Annotated in this window: 20 protein-coding genes and 2 pseudogenes; 14 read left to right on the plus strand and 8 right to left on the minus strand. The window is 41.3% G+C overall.

Translation table 11 applies throughout. The features are described 5' to 3' along the window. Nucleotides 1-396 precede the first annotated feature (396 nt). From HWQ38_RS02125 to HWQ38_RS02180, 12 genes and pseudogenes are all read left to right on the plus strand, one after another. Nucleotides 397-1,068, plus strand: a complete 672-nt coding sequence (locus HWQ38_RS02125; RefSeq protein WP_292789641.1) for a glutathione S-transferase family protein — start codon at nucleotides 397-399, stop codon at nucleotides 1,066-1,068. Between the two features lie 84 nt (nucleotides 1,069-1,152). Further along, nucleotides 1,153-2,025, plus strand: a complete 873-nt coding sequence (locus HWQ38_RS02130; RefSeq protein ID WP_292789642.1) for a CmcJ/NvfI family oxidoreductase — start codon at nucleotides 1,153-1,155, stop codon at nucleotides 2,023-2,025. Between the two features lie 70 nt (nucleotides 2,026-2,095). After that, nucleotides 2,096-3,010 (plus strand): TauD/TfdA family dioxygenase, encoded by a 915-nt coding sequence (locus HWQ38_RS02135; RefSeq protein ID WP_292789643.1) that lies wholly within the window; start codon nucleotides 2,096-2,098, stop codon nucleotides 3,008-3,010. A gap of 113 nt (nucleotides 3,011-3,123) precedes the next feature. Further along, complete coding sequence (locus tag HWQ38_RS02140; protein WP_292789644.1) at nucleotides 3,124-3,819, plus strand: hypothetical protein; 696 nt, start codon at nucleotides 3,124-3,126, stop codon at nucleotides 3,817-3,819. Between the two features lie 353 nt (nucleotides 3,820-4,172). Then, nucleotides 4,173-4,766 (plus strand): glutathione S-transferase family protein, encoded by a 594-nt coding sequence (locus HWQ38_RS02145; RefSeq protein ID WP_292789645.1) that lies wholly within the window; start codon nucleotides 4,173-4,175, stop codon nucleotides 4,764-4,766. 173 nt (nucleotides 4,767-4,939) lie between these two features. Next, nucleotides 4,940-5,413, plus strand: a complete 474-nt coding sequence (locus HWQ38_RS02150; RefSeq protein ID WP_292789646.1) for a GNAT family N-acetyltransferase — start codon at nucleotides 4,940-4,942, stop codon at nucleotides 5,411-5,413. 2 nt (nucleotides 5,414-5,415) lie between these two features. Further along, nucleotides 5,416-5,562, plus strand: coding sequence for a hypothetical protein (locus tag HWQ38_RS02155; protein ID WP_292789647.1), 147 nt, complete (start codon nucleotides 5,416-5,418; stop codon nucleotides 5,560-5,562). Nucleotides 5,563-5,662: 100 nt separating this feature from the next. Further along, nucleotides 5,663-6,427 (plus strand): methyltransferase domain-containing protein, encoded by a 765-nt coding sequence (locus tag HWQ38_RS02160; protein ID WP_292789649.1) that lies wholly within the window; start codon nucleotides 5,663-5,665, stop codon nucleotides 6,425-6,427. Between the two features lie 189 nt (nucleotides 6,428-6,616). Beyond that, nucleotides 6,617-7,909 carry an O-acetylhomoserine aminocarboxypropyltransferase/cysteine synthase family protein gene (locus HWQ38_RS02165; RefSeq protein ID WP_292789651.1) on the plus strand — a complete coding sequence of 431 codons (1,293 nt, stop codon included), beginning with the start codon at nucleotides 6,617-6,619 and terminating at the stop codon, nucleotides 7,907-7,909. Between the two features lie 204 nt (nucleotides 7,910-8,113). Further along, on the plus strand, nucleotides 8,114-9,172 hold the full coding sequence (gene metX, locus HWQ38_RS02170; protein WP_292789653.1) for a homoserine O-acetyltransferase: 1,059 nt from the start codon (nucleotides 8,114-8,116) through the stop codon (nucleotides 9,170-9,172). A gap of 67 nt (nucleotides 9,173-9,239) precedes the next feature. Continuing rightward, nucleotides 9,240-9,665, plus strand: a pseudogene (locus HWQ38_RS02175) (DUF4365 domain-containing protein); the annotation flags it as partial. A gap of 41 nt (nucleotides 9,666-9,706) precedes the next feature. Then, the gene (locus tag HWQ38_RS02180) at nucleotides 9,707-10,009 is read left to right on the plus strand and encodes a hypothetical protein (protein WP_292789655.1); all 303 of its coding nucleotides are present in this window, start codon (nucleotides 9,707-9,709) and stop codon (nucleotides 10,007-10,009) included. Between the two features lie 57 nt (nucleotides 10,010-10,066). On the opposite strand, the gene HWQ38_RS02185 is transcribed toward HWQ38_RS02180, so the two are convergent. From HWQ38_RS02185 to HWQ38_RS02200, 4 genes are all read right to left on the minus strand, one after another. Further along, nucleotides 10,067-11,494, minus strand: coding sequence for an amidase (locus HWQ38_RS02185; RefSeq protein ID WP_292789657.1), 1,428 nt, complete (start codon nucleotides 11,492-11,494; stop codon nucleotides 10,067-10,069). A 191-nt stretch (nucleotides 11,495-11,685) separates the two neighbouring features. Beyond that, a complete protein-coding gene (locus tag HWQ38_RS02190) occupies nucleotides 11,686-12,360 on the minus strand; it encodes an O-methyltransferase (protein ID WP_292789659.1) in 675 nt (224 codons plus the stop codon). A 48-nt stretch (nucleotides 12,361-12,408) separates the two neighbouring features. Further along, on the minus strand, nucleotides 12,409-12,960 hold the full coding sequence (pyrE, locus tag HWQ38_RS02195; RefSeq protein ID WP_292789661.1) for an orotate phosphoribosyltransferase: 552 nt from the start codon (nucleotides 12,958-12,960) through the stop codon (nucleotides 12,409-12,411). 77 nt (nucleotides 12,961-13,037) lie between these two features. Continuing rightward, nucleotides 13,038-13,664, minus strand: coding sequence for a GNAT family N-acetyltransferase (locus tag HWQ38_RS02200; protein ID WP_292789663.1), 627 nt, complete (start codon nucleotides 13,662-13,664; stop codon nucleotides 13,038-13,040). A 224-nt stretch (nucleotides 13,665-13,888) separates the two neighbouring features. Here HWQ38_RS02200 and HWQ38_RS02205 point away from each other — a divergent pair, with 224 nt between their 5' ends. Further along, the gene (locus HWQ38_RS02205; protein WP_292789665.1) at nucleotides 13,889-14,773 is read left to right on the plus strand and encodes an NAD(P)-dependent oxidoreductase; all 885 of its coding nucleotides are present in this window, start codon (nucleotides 13,889-13,891) and stop codon (nucleotides 14,771-14,773) included. 98 nt (nucleotides 14,774-14,871) lie between these two features. Here the strand turns inward: HWQ38_RS02205 and HWQ38_RS02210 are convergent, their stop codons facing one another. From HWQ38_RS02210 to HWQ38_RS02225, 4 genes and pseudogenes are all read right to left on the minus strand, one after another. Then, nucleotides 14,872-15,903, minus strand: a complete 1,032-nt coding sequence (locus HWQ38_RS02210) for an Mrp/NBP35 family ATP-binding protein (protein ID WP_292789666.1) — start codon at nucleotides 15,901-15,903, stop codon at nucleotides 14,872-14,874. A 44-nt stretch (nucleotides 15,904-15,947) separates the two neighbouring features. After that, nucleotides 15,948-16,040: pseudogene (locus tag HWQ38_RS02215) on the minus strand (DUF4058 family protein); the annotation flags it as partial. 19 nt (nucleotides 16,041-16,059) lie between these two features. Next, complete coding sequence (locus HWQ38_RS02220; RefSeq protein WP_292789667.1) at nucleotides 16,060-17,022, minus strand: HEAT repeat domain-containing protein; 963 nt, start codon at nucleotides 17,020-17,022, stop codon at nucleotides 16,060-16,062. A gap of 19 nt (nucleotides 17,023-17,041) precedes the next feature. Then, a complete protein-coding gene (locus HWQ38_RS02225; RefSeq protein WP_012408944.1) occupies nucleotides 17,042-17,269 on the minus strand; it encodes a ferredoxin family protein in 228 nt (75 codons plus the stop codon). 100 nt (nucleotides 17,270-17,369) lie between these two features. Between HWQ38_RS02225 and HWQ38_RS02230 the strand changes: the two genes are divergently transcribed. Continuing rightward, nucleotides 17,370-17,912 carry a transposase gene (locus HWQ38_RS02230; RefSeq protein ID WP_292789668.1) on the plus strand — a complete coding sequence of 181 codons (543 nt, stop codon included), beginning with the start codon at nucleotides 17,370-17,372 and terminating at the stop codon, nucleotides 17,910-17,912. Nucleotides 17,913-18,433: the final 521 nt, after the last annotated feature.

Below are 18,433 nucleotides of genomic sequence, written 5' to 3' on the forward strand. Positions count from 1 at the left end.
AGCCAAAGAAATTTATTTCTGGGCGGGCGTGGAAGTCAACAAGCGATTTCTAGCTGAAGTTGACACCAATGAGCTTTTTCTGTGGCTCTACCGCGTGGTCTATTTACCTGAAAATAGCTTTTGTCTGGTAATAATACCTCTTTTTGACAAGCCTGATTATCTCTATATATTTATTTAGTTACACTAATAATTAGGTATACATATTCTCAGAAAGACTGTATAATTTTTAAAATACGGTAAACTAACCGATAAACAGTAATATGTCATGTAAGTGACGTAGATACCTACCAGTCAATTATTTAACTGGAGTAATCAACACATCTGTCTTATTGCTTGAGTTGGAGTTGTGCAATCTCAAATAGTCTGCATTCACGATAATTACAAGGAAAAGATTTCATGAGCAACATACAACTGTACTTCGCCAAAGCCTCTACCTTCTCTCAACGGACTCGTGTAGTCTTACTGGAAAAAGGCATTGACTTCACCCCGATAGAAATTGACTTACAAAATAAACCAGATGGGTACACGCAGATTTCGCGCTATGGCAAAGTTCCAGCTATCAAACATGGAGATGTTGAAATTTATGAGTCCGCCATTATCAATGAATATCTAGATGAGGTTTTTCCAGAACCACCATTGTTACCCCGCGATCCCGCAGCTAAAGCGATCGCTCGTATCTGGATAGACTACGCCAATACTCGGTTTGTCCCAGCTTTTAACAAATTTCTGCGCGGTAAAGATAGCCAAGAACAAGAACAAGGACGAAAAGAGTTCACAGAAGCACTTCTATATATTGAACAAGAAGGATTAGGCAAAGGTGATTACTTATTAGGAGATCAGTTTAGCCTAGTTGATATCAGCTTCTATCCTTGGTTTGAACGTTTACCAGTCTTAGAACACTTCCGCAAATTCACACTACCAGCAGAAACACCTCGTTTGCAGACATGGTGGAATCTGGTACGCGATCGCTCCTCAATTCAAGCAGTAGAAAATCCTGTAGACTTCTATTTGCAAAGATTCGCCAAAGTTCTCGGTGAACCGATTCCCGTTGGTGCAGCAGAAAAATAGGACACAGGGCTGTGGTGATGGGAGTGAATCATTAACTGTTGAGTATTGACCAAAAATTAACCAAAATCCAAAATGGGATAACTTATGAGCTTAAATAACCAAGTTCTAGATAGACCGATTTCCCAAGAACTGCCATACGTAGAGGCTAACCTCAGTTACCTGATTCCAATGGCAGAAAAACCCGTTAACTATACCTACGAACCGCCAGCCGGGATTCCTCGCACTAATGCAACTTATCAGACGTACAAACTACCCATCTACAACGCTCGTTCGATCTCAGAGAACATCTCGTTAGATAAAGAAGGTTTTGCGTTTACTGGACATCGTACTAATGTGCGCGACTTTTATAACGAAGACGAAGTTCGCCGCCTCTACTACCCAGAAGCCGAGCAATTATTAAAAGAGGTGACAGGTGCAACTAAGGTAGTAATATTCGATCACACCCTGCGTAACGCTGGTAAGTCCAGTCCAGGTGAGAATAATATTAAAGAACCTGCCAAGCGTGTACATAACGACTTCACTGCCAAATCTGGCTATACTCGCGCCCGTTTGGAACTAGCAGCGCAAGGCATAGATAATGATGAAATTGATACACTATTGCAACAGCGATTTGCCATCATTAATGTTTGGCGATCGATCGCAACACCAATTCAAGAGTCACCATTAGCAGTGTGTGACGCGCAAAGTATCGCACCCACAGACATTGTAGCTGGCGATCTTGTGTACCGCGATCGCATCGGTGAAACTTATGGAGTCACGTATAACTCCAAACATAAATGGTTCTACTTCCCACAAATGCACAGAGATGAGGCACTATTTATCAAGTGTTTCGACTCCGCAGAAGACGGACACGCACGTTTTGCAGCCCATACAGCCTTTGAAGACCCGACCAGCCCAGCCAACGCTCCCCCACGAGAAAGCATCGAACTACGAACATTCGTCTTTTACCCCGCATAGATAGCAAAAGCTTCCTCTTACTCTCTGCGTGAGACAAATCCACAATCTTATTTAACTTGGAGTAACTACCATGACTTCCCAACACTTTGACATCAAATCAATTGCCGGATGTATCGGTGCAAAAATCATCGGTGTTGACTTGAGCAGTAACCTCAGCAACGAAATCATCAGCGATATCCGTAAAGCTTTAGTTAAACACAAAGTTATCTTCTTCCGAGAGCAGAACCTTGATGCTCAAGGACAAGTAGCCTTTGCCCGTCGCTTTGGGGAAGTCACTACAGCCCATCCCACTGTTCCCTCATTGCCAGAAAACCCCGAAGTTCTTGACCTGAATTATGGCAAGACTGTGAGTCGCGCCAATAACTGGCACACTGATGTCACATTTGTAGACCGTCCCCCCCTTGGTTCCGTTTTACGGGCGTTGGTCATCCCACCATCAGGAGGTGATACTATTTGGGCAAACTCCGTGACTGCTTACGAAGATTTACCAACTCACCTACGTAATCTTGCTGACCAACTTTGGGCAGTACACAGCAACGCTTACGATTATGCAGCAGCTACAATTGACTTACCAAAAGAAGTTTTAGAGCATCGGGCTGTTTTTACCTCCACTGTATACGAAACCCTGCATCCAGTTGTCCGCGTCCATCCTGAATCCGGTGAACGTGGGTTATTTATTGGTGGGTTCGTGCGCCGCCTGCGTGGTTTATCCCAGAATGAATCCGATGAAATCGTGAAATTGTTCCAAGCTTACATTACACGTCCTGAGAACACAGTCCGGTGGCGCTGGAAAGTTGGCGATGTTGCTTTCTGGGATAATCGTGCTACTCAACATTATGCGATCGCAGACTACGGCAATCAACCTCGCCACGTTCAACGAGTAACTATTGTTGGTGATATTCCCGTTGGTATTGATGGTAAACAAAGTGAAGCCATCAAGGGAGACTCCTCTGCATATAACCGACGTGAGGCAGTAACTGCGTAATAGGGACTCGCGTAAAAATAAAATACCAGGTAGACAATCTCTATGAAGTAGAAGATTCCAAACTTTCATTGGTAGTAAACTGCAAGTTCCATACTTGGTCATGGGAGCGATACATGGGTGATACACGTGCTACTGTTTTGGAAACAATAGCGGATACTTTAATGGAGCGTGCTGAGGCTCTGCCTTCTCGTGTTCTGCAAGTAGCGGTGACAGGCATTACTGCAAGTGGGAAATCTACTTTGGCACAGGAGCTAGCGCAGATATTAACCAGACGTGGAAGAAGTTCTGTTCACATTGCAGTGGATGATTTCCATAACCCAAGTCACCTGCGCCATCGCCGAGGTCGTGAGTCGGCTAAAGGCTACTATTTTGATGCCTACAACTATCCGCTCCTTAAAAAGCTTGTGCTTGAACCACTCGCGCCTGGGGGTAATTTAATCTATCAGGCACGTGGGTTCGACTTGGAAACAGATGCTCCAGTGGAAGAGACACCTAATAAAGCCAATCCTGGAGATATTTTTCTTTTTGCTGCCAGTTTTCTGCTACGACCAGAGATTGTCTCTTACTTTGACTATCGTATCTATATAGATACAGATTTTGAGGTGGCCGAACAGCGTGGGGTAGAGAGGGATGCAGCACGGCTTGGGTCTTACGAAAACGCAGTTCGTCTATATCGTCAGCGATACCATGCTGCACAACGAATCTACTTTGCAGAATCTAATCCTGTGCAGTATGCCAATGCTTTATTGAAAAACAATAATTTGGCAGAACCGATTCTCTTCTTTAGAGCAAATCATCCTAATTCGTAATGGGCTACGCTCCGCTTCTCTACGAGAGGCTGCATGCGCCAACTGGACGCTACACGAACAAACGAACGTAATTAAGACACACTGTAAATAGGAGAATGAGTAGCAGAAAGGCAGATGAGGGACTAGGCGGTATAGATTTCCTGTACGAACCGTATGACACCGAGGCGGATTGGGCGATTAGTAAGGACTTTAATCCTTACTAAGAACTTATTTATCCATCCATTTGAACTTGACAAACTAGTAGATGCTACTAAAATATCTTTCAAATATTTTCTAATTGATTTACCAGATTTTTTCAAATGTTAAAACGATAAACATTTGAACCCAATATCTAATGACGATCGCACTTTTTTATGAAACTCTTCTATACACCTAACTCACCGTATGCACGCATAGCAAGAATAGCTTCACTAGAACTGAATCTCAGTGAGCAGATCGAAATGCAAAAAGTCACTGTACGAGATCCGAATAGTGAGCTACTGAATTACAACCCCACAGGTAAAGTCCCAACACTAGCAACTGATGACGGATTTATTTTGAGTGAAACACGCATAATATGCGTTTATTTAAATCAATTCAATCCCAAAATCAAATTAGTTGCTGATGTTTCTGATGGCTTTTTACAGCAACTTGAAGGTATAGCTAGTGGGTTCATAGATGGTATTGCTGTCTGGGTACGGGAGTTACGGCGTTCTTCAACTGAGCAATCATCAGGAATAATCGAATTAGAGCGATCGCGTGCTTTAAGAATCTTGGACTACTTTGAGAAGATTTCTGAGAAATTCGACCAAACTCCTAAACTTGCTCATATCACCCTCGCATCAGCGCTGGGGCTAGAGAGCCGTCTGCCTGAACTGCAATGGCGATTAAGCTACCCCAAACTTGCACAATGGTATGATGAGTTTTCTGGGCAACCTTCCCTGCAAGCGACGAAACCAGACTCCTAAAGATAATTAGTAATTCGTAGTTAAGATTTAAATTACGAGTTATTTGTTCTTTGGATAATAATTAAAAATTAACAATTATTTTCAAAACGTTACTGTGCGAGTTTTGTTTTCAGATGCACAATATTTATTTTTTATCTCACGCAGAAACGCAGAGGTGCAGAGAGTAATTAAGAGTGTTATTAATTACGAATTACGAATTACGAATTATGTCCGCCTCAACTATTCTGTTTGATTTAGATGGGACTTTGACAGATCCCAAGCCTGGCATTACTCGCTGCATTCAGTTTGCTTTATCTGAACTCGGTCATAGACCACCCGATGCTGATGAATTACATTGGTGTATTGGCCCTCCAATCAAAGACCGTTTTTCGCTGATCGGATACATTACTGTTCATTGGCTACCTTGCCCATTTCGTCCCAAACTTCAAGGTTATATTTCGGAGTTATTCATCCAAAAAACTGCTCGTGGTCAAGGTATCGGCAAAACTCTGCTAGCAACCGTCATATCAGAGGCAAAAATCCGAGAATGTTCAGGACTCATGTTGCTAAACCACAAAGAGCGAGAATCTTATCAACGGGAATTTTACCGTAAGCAAGGCTGGCTCGAACGTGAAACAGTTGCCAATTTTATCTATCCATTGATTTAAATTTGGATAATACAGAACAAATCGATGTGTTGCTGTTGCCTTTACAAAAAATTATAGAATTAATTGAAAGCGGTACTTTATTGCAAGCATTACATATTAACTCATTATTTTTAACCTTAAAAAAGCTTGGCAAATTACAATTTAATTAATAGCTGCTAATTATATTTACTAATCCAACTATCCAAAAAAGAGAAAAATATGACTGTGGCAGCTTTAGGAAGTTGTGTATTGAGGAGGTAGAGTTACAAAATGCCAGATAAATGGAATCCAGAATTATATGAACGGTTTCAATCCCAAAGAAGTCGCCCATTTTACGATTTGGTAGACATGGTGCATCGGCAAGAAAACTTACGAGTTCTGGATTTAGGATCTGGAACGGGAAAGTTAACGAAATATCTGCACGATACACTAGCAGCACAAGAAACTCTGGGAATAGATGCTTCTGAAAATATGCTGCAAAAAGCACGTCAATATGAAGGTAACGGTCTACGATTTGAGCAAGGAAAAATAGAGGATAACCCAGGAGAAGGAGAGTTTGATTTAGTTTTTTCTAATGCCGCTTTGCAATGGTTAACAGGACACGAAGCTTTATTTGAAAAATTACGCCGCAAGTTACGTCCGGGTGGACAACTGGCTATACAAATCCCAACGATGGACGATGAACCAGTACATCAGTTAGCACTTGAAACAGCCAAGGATTTTAGTCAAGAATTGGGGGAATATGTGCGGCGATTGGAGGTACTTACCCCAGTAAATTATGCAAAACTGCTGTATAAACTGGGGTTTATGAAGCAGGAAGTAAAACTTCAGATTTATGGTCATGTTCTACCGTCACGAGAATCTGTAGTTGAGTGGTATCGTGGCACGCTATTAACGGCATACGAGTCGCGGTTAGATATCCAGACTTATGAACGATTTGTAGAACGGTATAGGAAAAAGTTATTTGAGAAGTTGGAAGATGAGCAACCTTTCTTTTTCCCTTACAAACGCATTTTAATGTGGGGACGCGTTTAATTAATTCGTAATTTGTAATTGGGATAATGATGAACCGCGATTTCTAAGAGACTGGTATATTTGCAAAGGTAAGATGCTCCTCAGAAGGATAACTCAGCAGATGGGGACTTGACGCAGGAATGTTAATATACTAAAAGTCGATAGATTTATCATTGTTTGTCAAAATATCTTTGCTAGCAATAATTCTCTATGTCTGAAAAATATCGCTTTGAAACATTGCAAGTCCATGCAGGACAAGAACCAGCTGTAGGAACTAATGCCCGCGCTGTACCGATTTATCAAACAACGTCATACGTTTTTGACGATGCGGATCATGGGGCGCGGTTGTTTGCCCTGCAAGAGTTTGGCAATATCTACACGCGGATCATGAATCCGACAACGGATGTATTTGAAAAGCGAATTGCTGCTTTAGAGGGGGGTGTAGCAGCCTTAGCTACCTCTAGTGGTCAGGCGGCGCAGTTCTTGGCTTTAACTACGATCGCTCAAGCTGGGGATAATATTGTTTCCACCAGTTTTTTATATGGGGGAACCTATAACCAATTTAAAGTTGCTCTACCACGTTTAGGTATAAATGTCAAATTTGTCGAAGGAGACGAGGTAGAAAATTTTCGTCAGGCGATCGACGATCGCACAAAAGCATTGTATGTGGAAACTATTGGCAATCCCCAATACAATATTCCCGACTTTGTTGCCTTAGCCCAAATTGCTCATGAAAATGGAATTCCCCTGATTGTTGATAATACCTTTGGGGCTGGCGGATATCTGGCTCGACCAATTGAACACGGTGCAGATATTGTAGTCGAATCTGCAACTAAGTGGATTGGTGGTCACGGCACTTCTATCGGTGGCGTAATTGTCGATTCTGGGAAATTTGACTGGGGTAATGGCAAATTTCCCGTCTTTACTGAACCATCCCCCGGTTATCATGGGCTGAATTTTCAAGAAGTATTTGGTGTAGGTAGTCAATTTGGTAATATTGCCTTCATTATCCGTGCCAGAGTAGAAGGGTTAAGGGATTTTGGCCCCTCATTGAGTCCATTTAATGCCTTTCTGTTATTACAGGGATTAGAGACTCTTTCTCTGCGTGTAGACCGCCATGTGAGCAACGCTTTAGAATTAGCCCAGTGGTTAGAAAAGCAACCACAAGTAGCATGGGTAAATTATCCAGGACTTCCCCATCACCCTGCTCATGAGCGAGCCAAAAAATATCTCAGACACGGATTTGGCGGAGTCTTAAATTTTGGGATCAAGGGCGGACTAGAAGCGGGTAAAACCTTTATTAATCATGTCAAATTGGCAAGTCATTTAGCAAACGTTGGGGATGCTAAAACCCTGGTTATTCATCCTGCTTCCACAACCCATCAACAACTAAGTGATACAGAACAACTTTCCGCCGGTGTGACACCTGATTTAGTGCGTGTATCAGTGGGAATTGAACACATTGACGATATCAAAGAAGATTTTGAGCAAGCATTTCAATAGGTTAGTCATTAGTCATTAGTCATTGGTCATTAGTCATTGGTCATTGGTCATTGGTCACTTGTACTGAGCAAACGCGAACAGCGTCTTGTAGAGAAGTCGTTGGCGCAGCCTAAGAAGAGAAGTATTGGTCATTGGTCTCTCCCTCATGTTCCCCAAATCTAAAATTTTGAATTTTGAATTTATTGTCTCCTCAGTTAGTATTAGATGAATTATCAGCACTTCATTTCACCACAAACTCAGTATTATCATTTGCCGATACCATTTGAGTTAGAAGGAGAGGAAGTTTTAACTGGGGTTCAGGTCGCTTATCGAACTTGGGGAAAGTTAAACTTGGAAGGCGATAATGGAGTGCTAATTTGTCATGCTTTAACTGGTTCGGCTGATGCAGATGACTGGTGGGAAGGTTTGTTAGGTTCAAAAAAAGCACTGGATAGTGATCGCAATTTTATTGTATGCAGCAATATTTTGGGCAGTTGTTACGGCACTACGGGAGCAACTAGCATCAATCCCCAAACAGGAATCCGTTATGGCGGATCATTTCCAGCGATTACGATTCGGGATATGGTTCACTTACAAGCTGCACTGATTAAATATCTGGGAATTAAATCTTTACAGCTAGTAATTGGTGGGTCACTTGGTGGGATGCAGGTATTAGAGTGGGCGTTATTATATCCAGAAATCGTGCAAACGATCGCACCCATTGCCACTTCCGGTAGACATTCAGCTTGGTGTATTGGGTTGAGTGAAGCCCAAAGACAGGCTATCTATGCCGATCCCAATTGGCTTGGGGGTGACTACACACCAGAACAGCCACCAAACCAAGGATTAGCTGTAGCGCGGATGATGGCGATGAGTGCTTACCGTTCTTGGCAGACCTTTACAGAACGTTTTGGACGACAATATGATGCTTCTGCTGACCAATTTGCGATCGCTAGCTACTTACAACATCATGGTCAAAAGCTAGTACAGAAATTTGATGCCAATACTTACATCACTCTCACCCAAGCAATGGATAGTCATGATATTGCTCAAGGTCAAGACTATAAATCTGTTTTGCAAAGCATTAAACAACCGGCTTTAGTTGTTGCTATTGATTCTGATATTCTTTATCCGCCGATAGAACAACAAGAACTAGCAGATTTAATTCCTCATGCTCAACTAGGTTTGCTGAAATCAATTTACGGTCACGATGGCTTTTTGATTGATACAGAAGCTTTAAATGAGTTAGTAATTAACTTTCAACAATCTTCAGGTATTATGTAGAACTACATTGAGCTTTTGTAATTTTGTGTTAACCGAACCCCATATTCTTAAATGATTAAGTCGAGCCTATATCCGAGCAGTCGCAGGTAAAGCAGGCTTAAATCTTTCTATCCGCGAATATGATTATGGAGTAGATGGTAACTTTGATGAAATTACTATCCGTAACAATCGACGGGTAGAATCAGGTTTTTCGCTCAGTTTTCAACTAAAAGCTTCAACCCAATGGCAGCGAGATAATAACACTATTACCTACGATTTGGAAGCCAAAACTTACAATGATTTAGTCATTCGCCGCAATTTTCGGATGGCTGTACCTTGTATCCTCATCCTATTTGCCTTAGCTCCAGATTCATCCCAATGGTTAACATACGATGAGGATGAAATGCGTCTGCGTGGAAGTTGTTATTGGGAATACATAAGCGGCAAACCAACCACCAATCGCCAAAGTGTTAGAATCAAAATCCCTCGACAACAACGCTTAACTCCAGAATAGTTGCTAGATTTAATAGAGAAGGTCAAAACAGGAGAGTGGTGATGGTACAAAAAATTTCAACAGAGGAATCACAAACCCATCCTCTCCACATAACTGATGTCGTCAGCTACCTCCAGCAACAAGGATGGCAAGCAGTAAATCATCCTAATCCACGTTTGTTGGTATTTCAAGGTGACAAAGATGACGCAGGTGATCCCATCCAGCTTGTGTTACCGAGTCAAAACACCTTTGAAGATAGCGATCGCCTACTCAAAAAAGCTATAAATTTATTAGCGACGATTGAAGACAAATCCCCGCAAGAAATTATCGACATAATTACTCAAACACCTGCCAAATCAAATTAATTGAGTATTTAGTAGTGACATTCTGGGTTAATTTATCAAAATTACTAATGATATGAGTCACATTTGCGGAATGTGGGTTGTAAAATTTGGATGGCAGTTTGCAGGCATGATGAAAGGAAAAACACTTTCATAAGCTTTAGCTGCTTGCAAGACTAGTAAATCTTGATATTTTGCAGCAACAATTTGTATACCAACAGGCAAACCTTTTTTGGTGAAGCCACAAGGTAAAGATGCAGCAGGTTGTTGTGTAAGGTTGAAAGGATATGTAAAAGGTGTCCAATCTCGGTGCTGATGATCAATAAATGATTGAGGTCGATTTTGTCCAACGGGAAAAGCAGCTATCGGTAAGGTGGGAGTAAGTAATAAATCATAGTTTTGATGAAATCTTTGCATTTGCCGTCCCAATGCTTCACGGGCATCTTGGGCGTTGAGATATTCTACTAAGCTGAGGCGATCGCCTTCTTTGGCTGTAGCTTGCAAACCTTCTTCAATTACAGCTTGTTGTTCTGGACTAAAGCCACGCAATAACTTAGCTGCGCCAGCTTGCCAAAAGGTTTGAAAAATGGGGCGAGGATTTACAAAACCTGGATCAAATTCTTCGACAATCGCACCGAGTTTAGCAAAAACATCAACTGCGGCTTTAACTAAAGCAGCTACTTCTGAATCAACCTCAGCGTAGCCAAAGTTGGGACTGTAAGCAATTTTCAATCCGGCTACACCCCTGTCTAAATCAGATGTATAGTCTTGTTTGTCATCTGGTAAAGCATACCAATCACGCACATCAGAATGGGCGATGACATTTAATGTGAGTGCGGCATCAGTGACGGTGCGAACCAAAACGCCAATATGAAACAATGAGCCAGTATGGGCTGATGGATAGCCAGAAACACGTCCAAAAGTCGGTTTGAAACCAAACACACCTGTTAACGCCGCCGGTGTTCTTGATGATCCACCACCATCTGTACCAAGATGCAGTGTTCCCATGCCCAATGCAGCAGCGACAGCAGCACCTCCGCTACTTCCTCCAGGAGTCAAATCTGTATTCCAAGGATTGCGGGTGATACCAGTAAGTGGACTGTCGGTGACACCCTTCCAACCAAATTCAGAGGTTGTGGTTTTTCCTAATAAAACTGCTCCCTGTTCTCGCAGACGAGACACCGCAGGTGCATTTTCTTCCCAAGGTTGATGGGAGATTATCGCTTTACTCCCTCGGCGCGTTGGTAAACCCTTGGTTAATAGTAAATCCTTGACGGTAAAAGGTATACCATCCACTAAGCCACAGGGATTTCCATTTAGCCAACGGACTTCTGAGGCTTGGGCTTCAGCCAGAGCAGTCTTTTCATCTACGATCGCAAAGGCGTTAACTGAGCTATTGTAAGTATTGATCCGTTCTAGGGCAGCTTTAGTTGCTGCAACTGGTGATAACTGGCGATCGCTATATAGCGATAACAGTTGAGAAGCAGAAAAATCAGCAATGTTTGACATATTTCGGTTTGAATAGATTTACTGAAACTATGGCTTAGTTAATCAGTTTGGAATACGGGCGTTGCATATTTGCGGGATGATTTTGCTAGTTTTGTGGGATGGGCATCTTGCCCGTCCCTTGTATTTTGGGGCGGGCAAGATGCCCACCCCACAAGAATCATCCCTTGATTCAGCAACACCGGAATACGTTGCTAATTGTCAGACGTAACAAGTGCGATCGCAAAACCGTCATACCCTTTGTTGCCTACAGTCTGGATTGCAGTTGCACTCACACGCGGTTCATGTGCGAGTAACTCATTAAAACGACGTACTCCTTGAACACTAGGATCATCGCTGTTCGCCTCAATTACAGATCCATTGCGTACAACGTTATCAGCGATAATCAGGCTACCCCGCCGGGAAAGCTTTAACGCCCACGCAAAATATTCTGGGTTGCTTGGCTTGTCTGCGTCAATAAAAATTAGGTCAAATGGATTGTATCCCTCCTTAGCCAGTTGCGGCAGTGTCTCTATTGCCCGCCCAACACGCACCTCGACAAGATGAGCCAGACCAGCGCGGTTTATATTCTCGCGGGCAACTTGGGCGTGCTTGGGATTTGACTCTAGGGTGATCAAATGACCGTCAGATGGCAATGCTCTGGCTAACCAAATTGTGCTGTAGCCGCCTAAGGTACCAATTTCCAGAATAGTCCGCGTCTTATGGATTAAAGCTAATAGCATGAGCAGTTTACCTTGGTTCGGCGAAACATTATGTGGTGGTAAACCAGCTGCATCACTAGCCTGAAGAGCAGCATCTAACACAGGGTCAGAAGGTATTAGCAAATCAGTGATGTAACGATCAACTTCTGTCCATAGTTCTTGAGTCATAATTCTTCTTTCAGTAACAGTAACAGCACTTTTTACATGACCTAAATATTAATTAGGAAAATCACTCCGCTTGAGCAGAGAAAACAGTGTGATCCCTTCAGCTAAAAGTTTATCAACAGCACTTTCTTCTCTATCAATTACACAAATAGCGTAATCAATTTGAGCGCCAAGTTGACGCAGTTGATTGGCTGAGATAATAATTTGACCACCAGAAGTTACTACATCTTCTACAATTAGCACCTTCCGATGATTAATCTCTACACCTTCAGCTAATCGGGAAGTTCCATATTTTTTCGCTTCTTTTCTCACGAACGCAGTAGGTAAACCAGAGTACTGTGATAAGAGTGTCACTATCGAAATGCCACCAAGTTCGAGACCTGCAAGTACTTCAATATCACTTGGAATGAGAGTAATCATTTGCCTAACAACAGCATTAAGTAAAATTGGATCTGCCTCAAACTGATACTTATCAAAGTATTCGTTTGATATTCGTCCAGAGCGAAGTTGAAACGACCCAACTAGATGTGAAACTGCATAAATTTGCTTTGCTATTTCGCTTTTCACTATTTCGGTTTCAGAGCATTTTATAAAACCTTCCATCAATTTAACCTTGCTTAAAAAAATTTGCTTTGTCCAATTCAATAACGTGATATTTAACGTTTGAAAATTTGTATTAATTAAACTCGAAGTAGCAACAATCCACTCATTAAAGCTTCATTCCAAAGAGGTGATTTTTGTATTTCTGCTAGAGAAACAGGTGGATTTACAGATTGTGTGGTAATGTCGCCATCAGTCAAGAAAGATGACTCTGGTTGTAAAGATAATTGCCACAAACCTATATCATGCCACTGACCAAATTTATAGCCAACTCGACGCAAGACACCCATAGGTGAAAAACCAACAGCCTCATGTACAGCTACACTGGGTTGATTGGGTAAAGCGATCGCAGCAACAACGTTATAAAATCCTTGGAGGCGCAGCAATTTCAACAGAGAAGTATACAAAGCTTTAGCAATTCCTTTTCTGCGATAATTAGCACTGACGTACACAGAGGATTCCACAGACCATTGGTAAGCAGCACGGGTATGGTAGGGTCTAGCATAGGCGTAGCCTACAACCTCTTGATTAATTTCGCAAACTAGCCAAGGCATCTGCTGTTGATAGCTCTTGATACGCTGTTGAAACTCTGTTTCACTGGGTGGTTCTACTTCAAAAGAAATTGCAGTTTCCCAGACAATTGGCGCATAAATTGCCAGCATTTGTAGAGCATCATTTTGATTACCTAGTCTGATTACTGCCTTCACTGCAATACTTGCCTCCTCCCAAACCAACTAAATAATAAAGCTGTTCCCACTCCCCAAGCACCATTGACTATTAAATAGCTTGCTTTCTGGGAATGATGTATGGTAAGTTGCTAGTTAGAGCAGTTACGGCAACTCTATCAATTTACCGTAGTTTATCTCATAACTCAATCACCAAAATCAGCGTATTAGTCAAAAGCTGAATACAGGTAACAATCAAGCTTTCCATGCAAATCCAAACTGTTGGTATTTTAAGTCCGGGTGACATGGGACAGGCGATCGCAGCCGTTCTCAATCAAAATGGATTGAAAACCATTGCCGCCCTAGACGATCGCAGTCCTAGAACTCGGCAATTAGCCGCCGCAGGTAACATCCAAGATGTAGGTTCTCTCACACAACTGGTAATTGAATCTGATGTAGTGCTATCAGTTCTAGTCCCCGCCGCCGCAACAGAAGCAGCAAAGCAAGTAGCTGAGGTTATAGCCAATGTGAGGAAACAAATTCTCTACGTTGATTGCAATGCAGTTGCACCCCAAAAAGTAAAACGTATTGCCCAACTGATTGAATCATCTGGGGCAACTTTTGTAGATGCTTCAATTATTGGCCCACCGCCGAGAGTTCCCGGCCGCACACGCATTTATGCTTCAGGAAAACAGACCGATGAATTCCAACAACTGCGGGATTATGGGTTAGATATACGAGTGATTGGCGATGAAATTGGTCAAGCTTCTGGGTTAAAAATGTCTTACGCTGCCCTCACCAAAGGACTAACGGCGATTAGTACAGAATTACTGATTGCTGCCCATCGTTTAGGTTTGGATGAGCCACTATGGGAGGAAGTATCTAGTAGCCAACCAGAACTTGCTGCGATTCTCACCCGTTCCATTCCATCCATGACACCAAAAGCACATCGTTGGATAGGAGAAATGGAAGAAATTGCTGAAACCTTTCAAGAGTTAGGTCTGACTGAGCGGATTTTTTACGGAGCCGCCGACGTTTACCGCTTGGTGAAAGATACATCTTTGGGTAAGGAAACACCAGAAGAGTGCGATCGCGATCGCCCCCTGAGAGAAATTATTAATGCTCTTTCCGACGAAACTGCATCAAACTAAAGCAACTGGTGTGGAAACCCCTAAAACCGCGCTGGCTCACTTTTTACTTTTGCCTTATTTGGTCAAAACATGGCAATTGATTGAAGTTCCTGAAGCTACTAAGCTTGGTCAAGCTGCGTAGTTTGATTGTGTAACGTAAAAGTAGTATTTAAAGAAGTAGCTATTTGTGTAAAAATCTCTTTTGCTGGTGAAGTATACTCGCTTATCGCAATCGGATTTCCAGTATCACTAGCGCTACAAATGCCGGGATCAATGGGAATTTGTCCCAACAGAGGCGCTTGTAATTCTGCGGCCAGTTGTTCGCCGCCACCACTACCAAAAATCGGTGTGCGTGAACCACAATCACCGCAAATTAAATAACTCATATTTTCAATGATGCCAAGGACAGGAACACTGACTTGGCGAAACATATATATATTACGTCGTACATCTGCAACAGCCACTTGTTGAGGAGTTGTCACTAAAATGACTCCACAAATTGGGCTTTCTTGGATAATTGTAATTTGAGCATCACCTGTACCGGGAGGTAAATCTATCAATAAATAATCTAATTCACCCCATTCCACATCTTGCAAAAATTGCGTAATAATTTTATGCAATACAGGCCCTCGCCATGCCAAAGGACGATTTGCTTCTGCAAGTAAACCCACCGACATTAGTTTTATTCCCTGAGCTTCTAGGGGCAAAAACTTATCACCTGTGGGAGTATTAATCACTTGAATCTCAGCTTGTCCCAAACCTAACATTTGGGGAACATTGGGGCCATAGACATCAGCATCTAATAGTCCTACTTTTGCACCTTGTAATTTTAAAGCTGCGGCTATATTGACGGCTGTTGTGGATTTGCCCACACCACCTTTACCACTAGAAACTCCAAGAGTTGTTTTAACACCGGGAATTGTACAAATTTGAATATAAGTTTTTTTACACCAAGATAGAGATGATAATTTAGATTGAATTTCTGGCTGTAATTGGTGCTGATGAGAACCAATATATAACCGTAAGTAAATATAGTCATCAACTATGCGTAAGTTTCGGATCATTCCCAAACTAACGATGTCATTTTTTAAGGTAGGTTCAATGATTTGTTTGAGTAGTTGGATGACTTCTTGCTGATGGTCTGTAGTCATATCTTTTGGATATTAAAAGGGAAATTATTGGTTAGATATTAGTCATCAGCGATCGCTACAATCAAACGATTGTGAACTTGATGCCAAAGTTCAGGCTGTTCCAAATACGGATTCATTCCAGGAAATGGATTGTCCATTACGCTTTCCCTTATTTATTTACTGCTCCCTTGATACTATTCTATCTGTTTGAATCTTCTGAATTGCCCGTTGCGCTTGGATGGACACTTCTTTGTCAGGATCATCTAAGGCTTGTTGTAGGGGGTTAATAACGTCGGGGTGAGCTAAATTTCCAAGTGCGATCGCGGCTTCTTTGCGGACATCTGCATATTCATCTGTTAATGCTTGAATTAATCTTGGCATAACTTGAATATCTGGAATTTTTTGCAAAGCTTGTGCTGCTGATTTCCGCACTTGCCAATGTTGATCATTTAAAGCTATTTCTAACGCTGAAATTGCTTGATTATTTGCATGAATAGCCAGAGATTTAGCTGCATTCCGGCGAACTTGCCAGTCACTATCATTTGTGAGTGCTTGACAAAGTATTGTAATCACCTCTGCATCTTGTAAATGTTCTAAAGTTAAAGCAGTAGCACGACGTACACTTGCCTCTTGATCAAAGATTAAATTTAAAGCTTGTGGACATTTTTCGAGTTGATTGATATATCGCAGTGTCGTAACGGCTGCTTCTCTTAACTCAGGATTTTTTGATTCTAAAAATGGTAAAATGTCGGGTAAAAATTGAATGTCATGTATTTTCCGCAAAAGCACTAAAATATTTAATTGAAGATTTACATCATTACTTTGTAGTTTATCTAGTAAAAGTAATAATTCCTCTTGTGTGATTAACTCGTTTAATGCTGATGCGGCTTCAGTGCGAATATCTGCATCTGTTGAACTGAGGCATTCAATTAAAGCCGGGATTGCAACAGGATTGGCAATTTCCCAAATGGCAGCGATCGCTATTTTTTGAACCGTAGTATTTTCATCTTTTAAAGCGATGATTAAAGCATCGATTGTTTCTTCATCGCCTAGATGCTGTAAGGTTTTCACAGCTACTATCCGGTCATCTATATCATGCGATCGCAACATTTCTAGCCAATGCTTGAGGTCATCATTCATTAATTTTTATCACAGATAGTTAACGTAACAAAAAGGGAATTTGTACTGTAATTGCATTGGTTGGACATTCTTTTTCACAAGGCAGACAAAACCAACACTCATCATATTTCATGTAAGCTTTGCCTGTTTCTGGATTTTTTGCCAATACATCCAAGGGACAAACTTCAATACAAGCTGTGCATTTTTCTAGACATTTCGATTCATCAACGATGACAGGAACATCTATTCTCTGATTGATTAAAGCCATAAAATAACTCCATGATTTTGTACTGAAACTGCTAAACGGTAAAATAAATGGGGTAAGCTTGCATGAATTATCTCACGATTGTAGGTTGTTTATAGGCATTATGGAATATCGCAGAGCCAAGATAGAAGGAGGTACATTTTTCTTTACCGTTGTTACTCATAACCGCCGGGAATTTCTTTGTAATACAGAGAATATTCAGCTATTAAGACAAGCATTCAGAGAAGTAATGAGCAAATCTCCATTTATTGTAGATGCCATTGTCATATTACCAAACCACATACACTGTATTTGGACGTTAGCACTAGGGGATAGTGATTTTTCGGATCGTTGGCGATTAATAAAAAATTATTTTACCCATCATTGTGATATTCAATATCAAGGAAAAATCTCTGTATCACGTCGAAAGAAAGGTGAAAAAGCTATTTGGCAACGCAGATTTTGGGAACATCAAATTAAAGACGAAATTGATTTCATTCATCATGTTGATTATATTCATTATAATCCGGTCAAGCATGGATATGTTAAAGCACCTAAAGATTGGAATTATTCAAGTTTCATTTTGTATGTAAACAAAGGAATTTACGATATAGATTGGGGTTCAGGAATAGAGATAGAATTTCCCGAAGATGTAGGAAATGAATAATCTATTCGTAGTTATTGTAGGTTGGGTGGAGGCGCAAGTTACTATCTTGGCGACAAAATGAACAATTTATATTGCGCCGTAACCCAACATCAAGCGATATTAATCTTAGCGAGTCATTAAATATATAAAATAGGTTTATCATTAATTTTATCAAAAACTTTAGAGATTATTATAATATAAATATTTTTTGTTTTACCGATATCATGTGTTGGGTTCCACTACGTTCCACCCAACCTACAGGAGATAGCGATCGCACTATCGCAACTATTCGTAGTTATTGTAGGTTGGGTGGAGGCGCAAGTTACTATCTTGGCGACAAAATGAACAATTTATATTGCGCCGTAACCCAACATCAAGCGATATTAATCTTAGCGAGTCATTAAATATATAAAATAGGTTTAGCATTAATTTTATCAAAAACTTTAGAGATTATTATAATATAAATATTTTCTGTTTTCCCGATATCATGTGTTGGGTTCCACTACGTTCCACCCAACCTACAGGAGAGAGCGATCGCAGCA

The sequence above is a fragment of the Nostoc sp. NMS7 genome (assembly GCF_017115085.1).
Lineage (GTDB): Bacteria > Cyanobacteriota > Cyanobacteriia > Cyanobacteriales > Nostocaceae > Nostoc.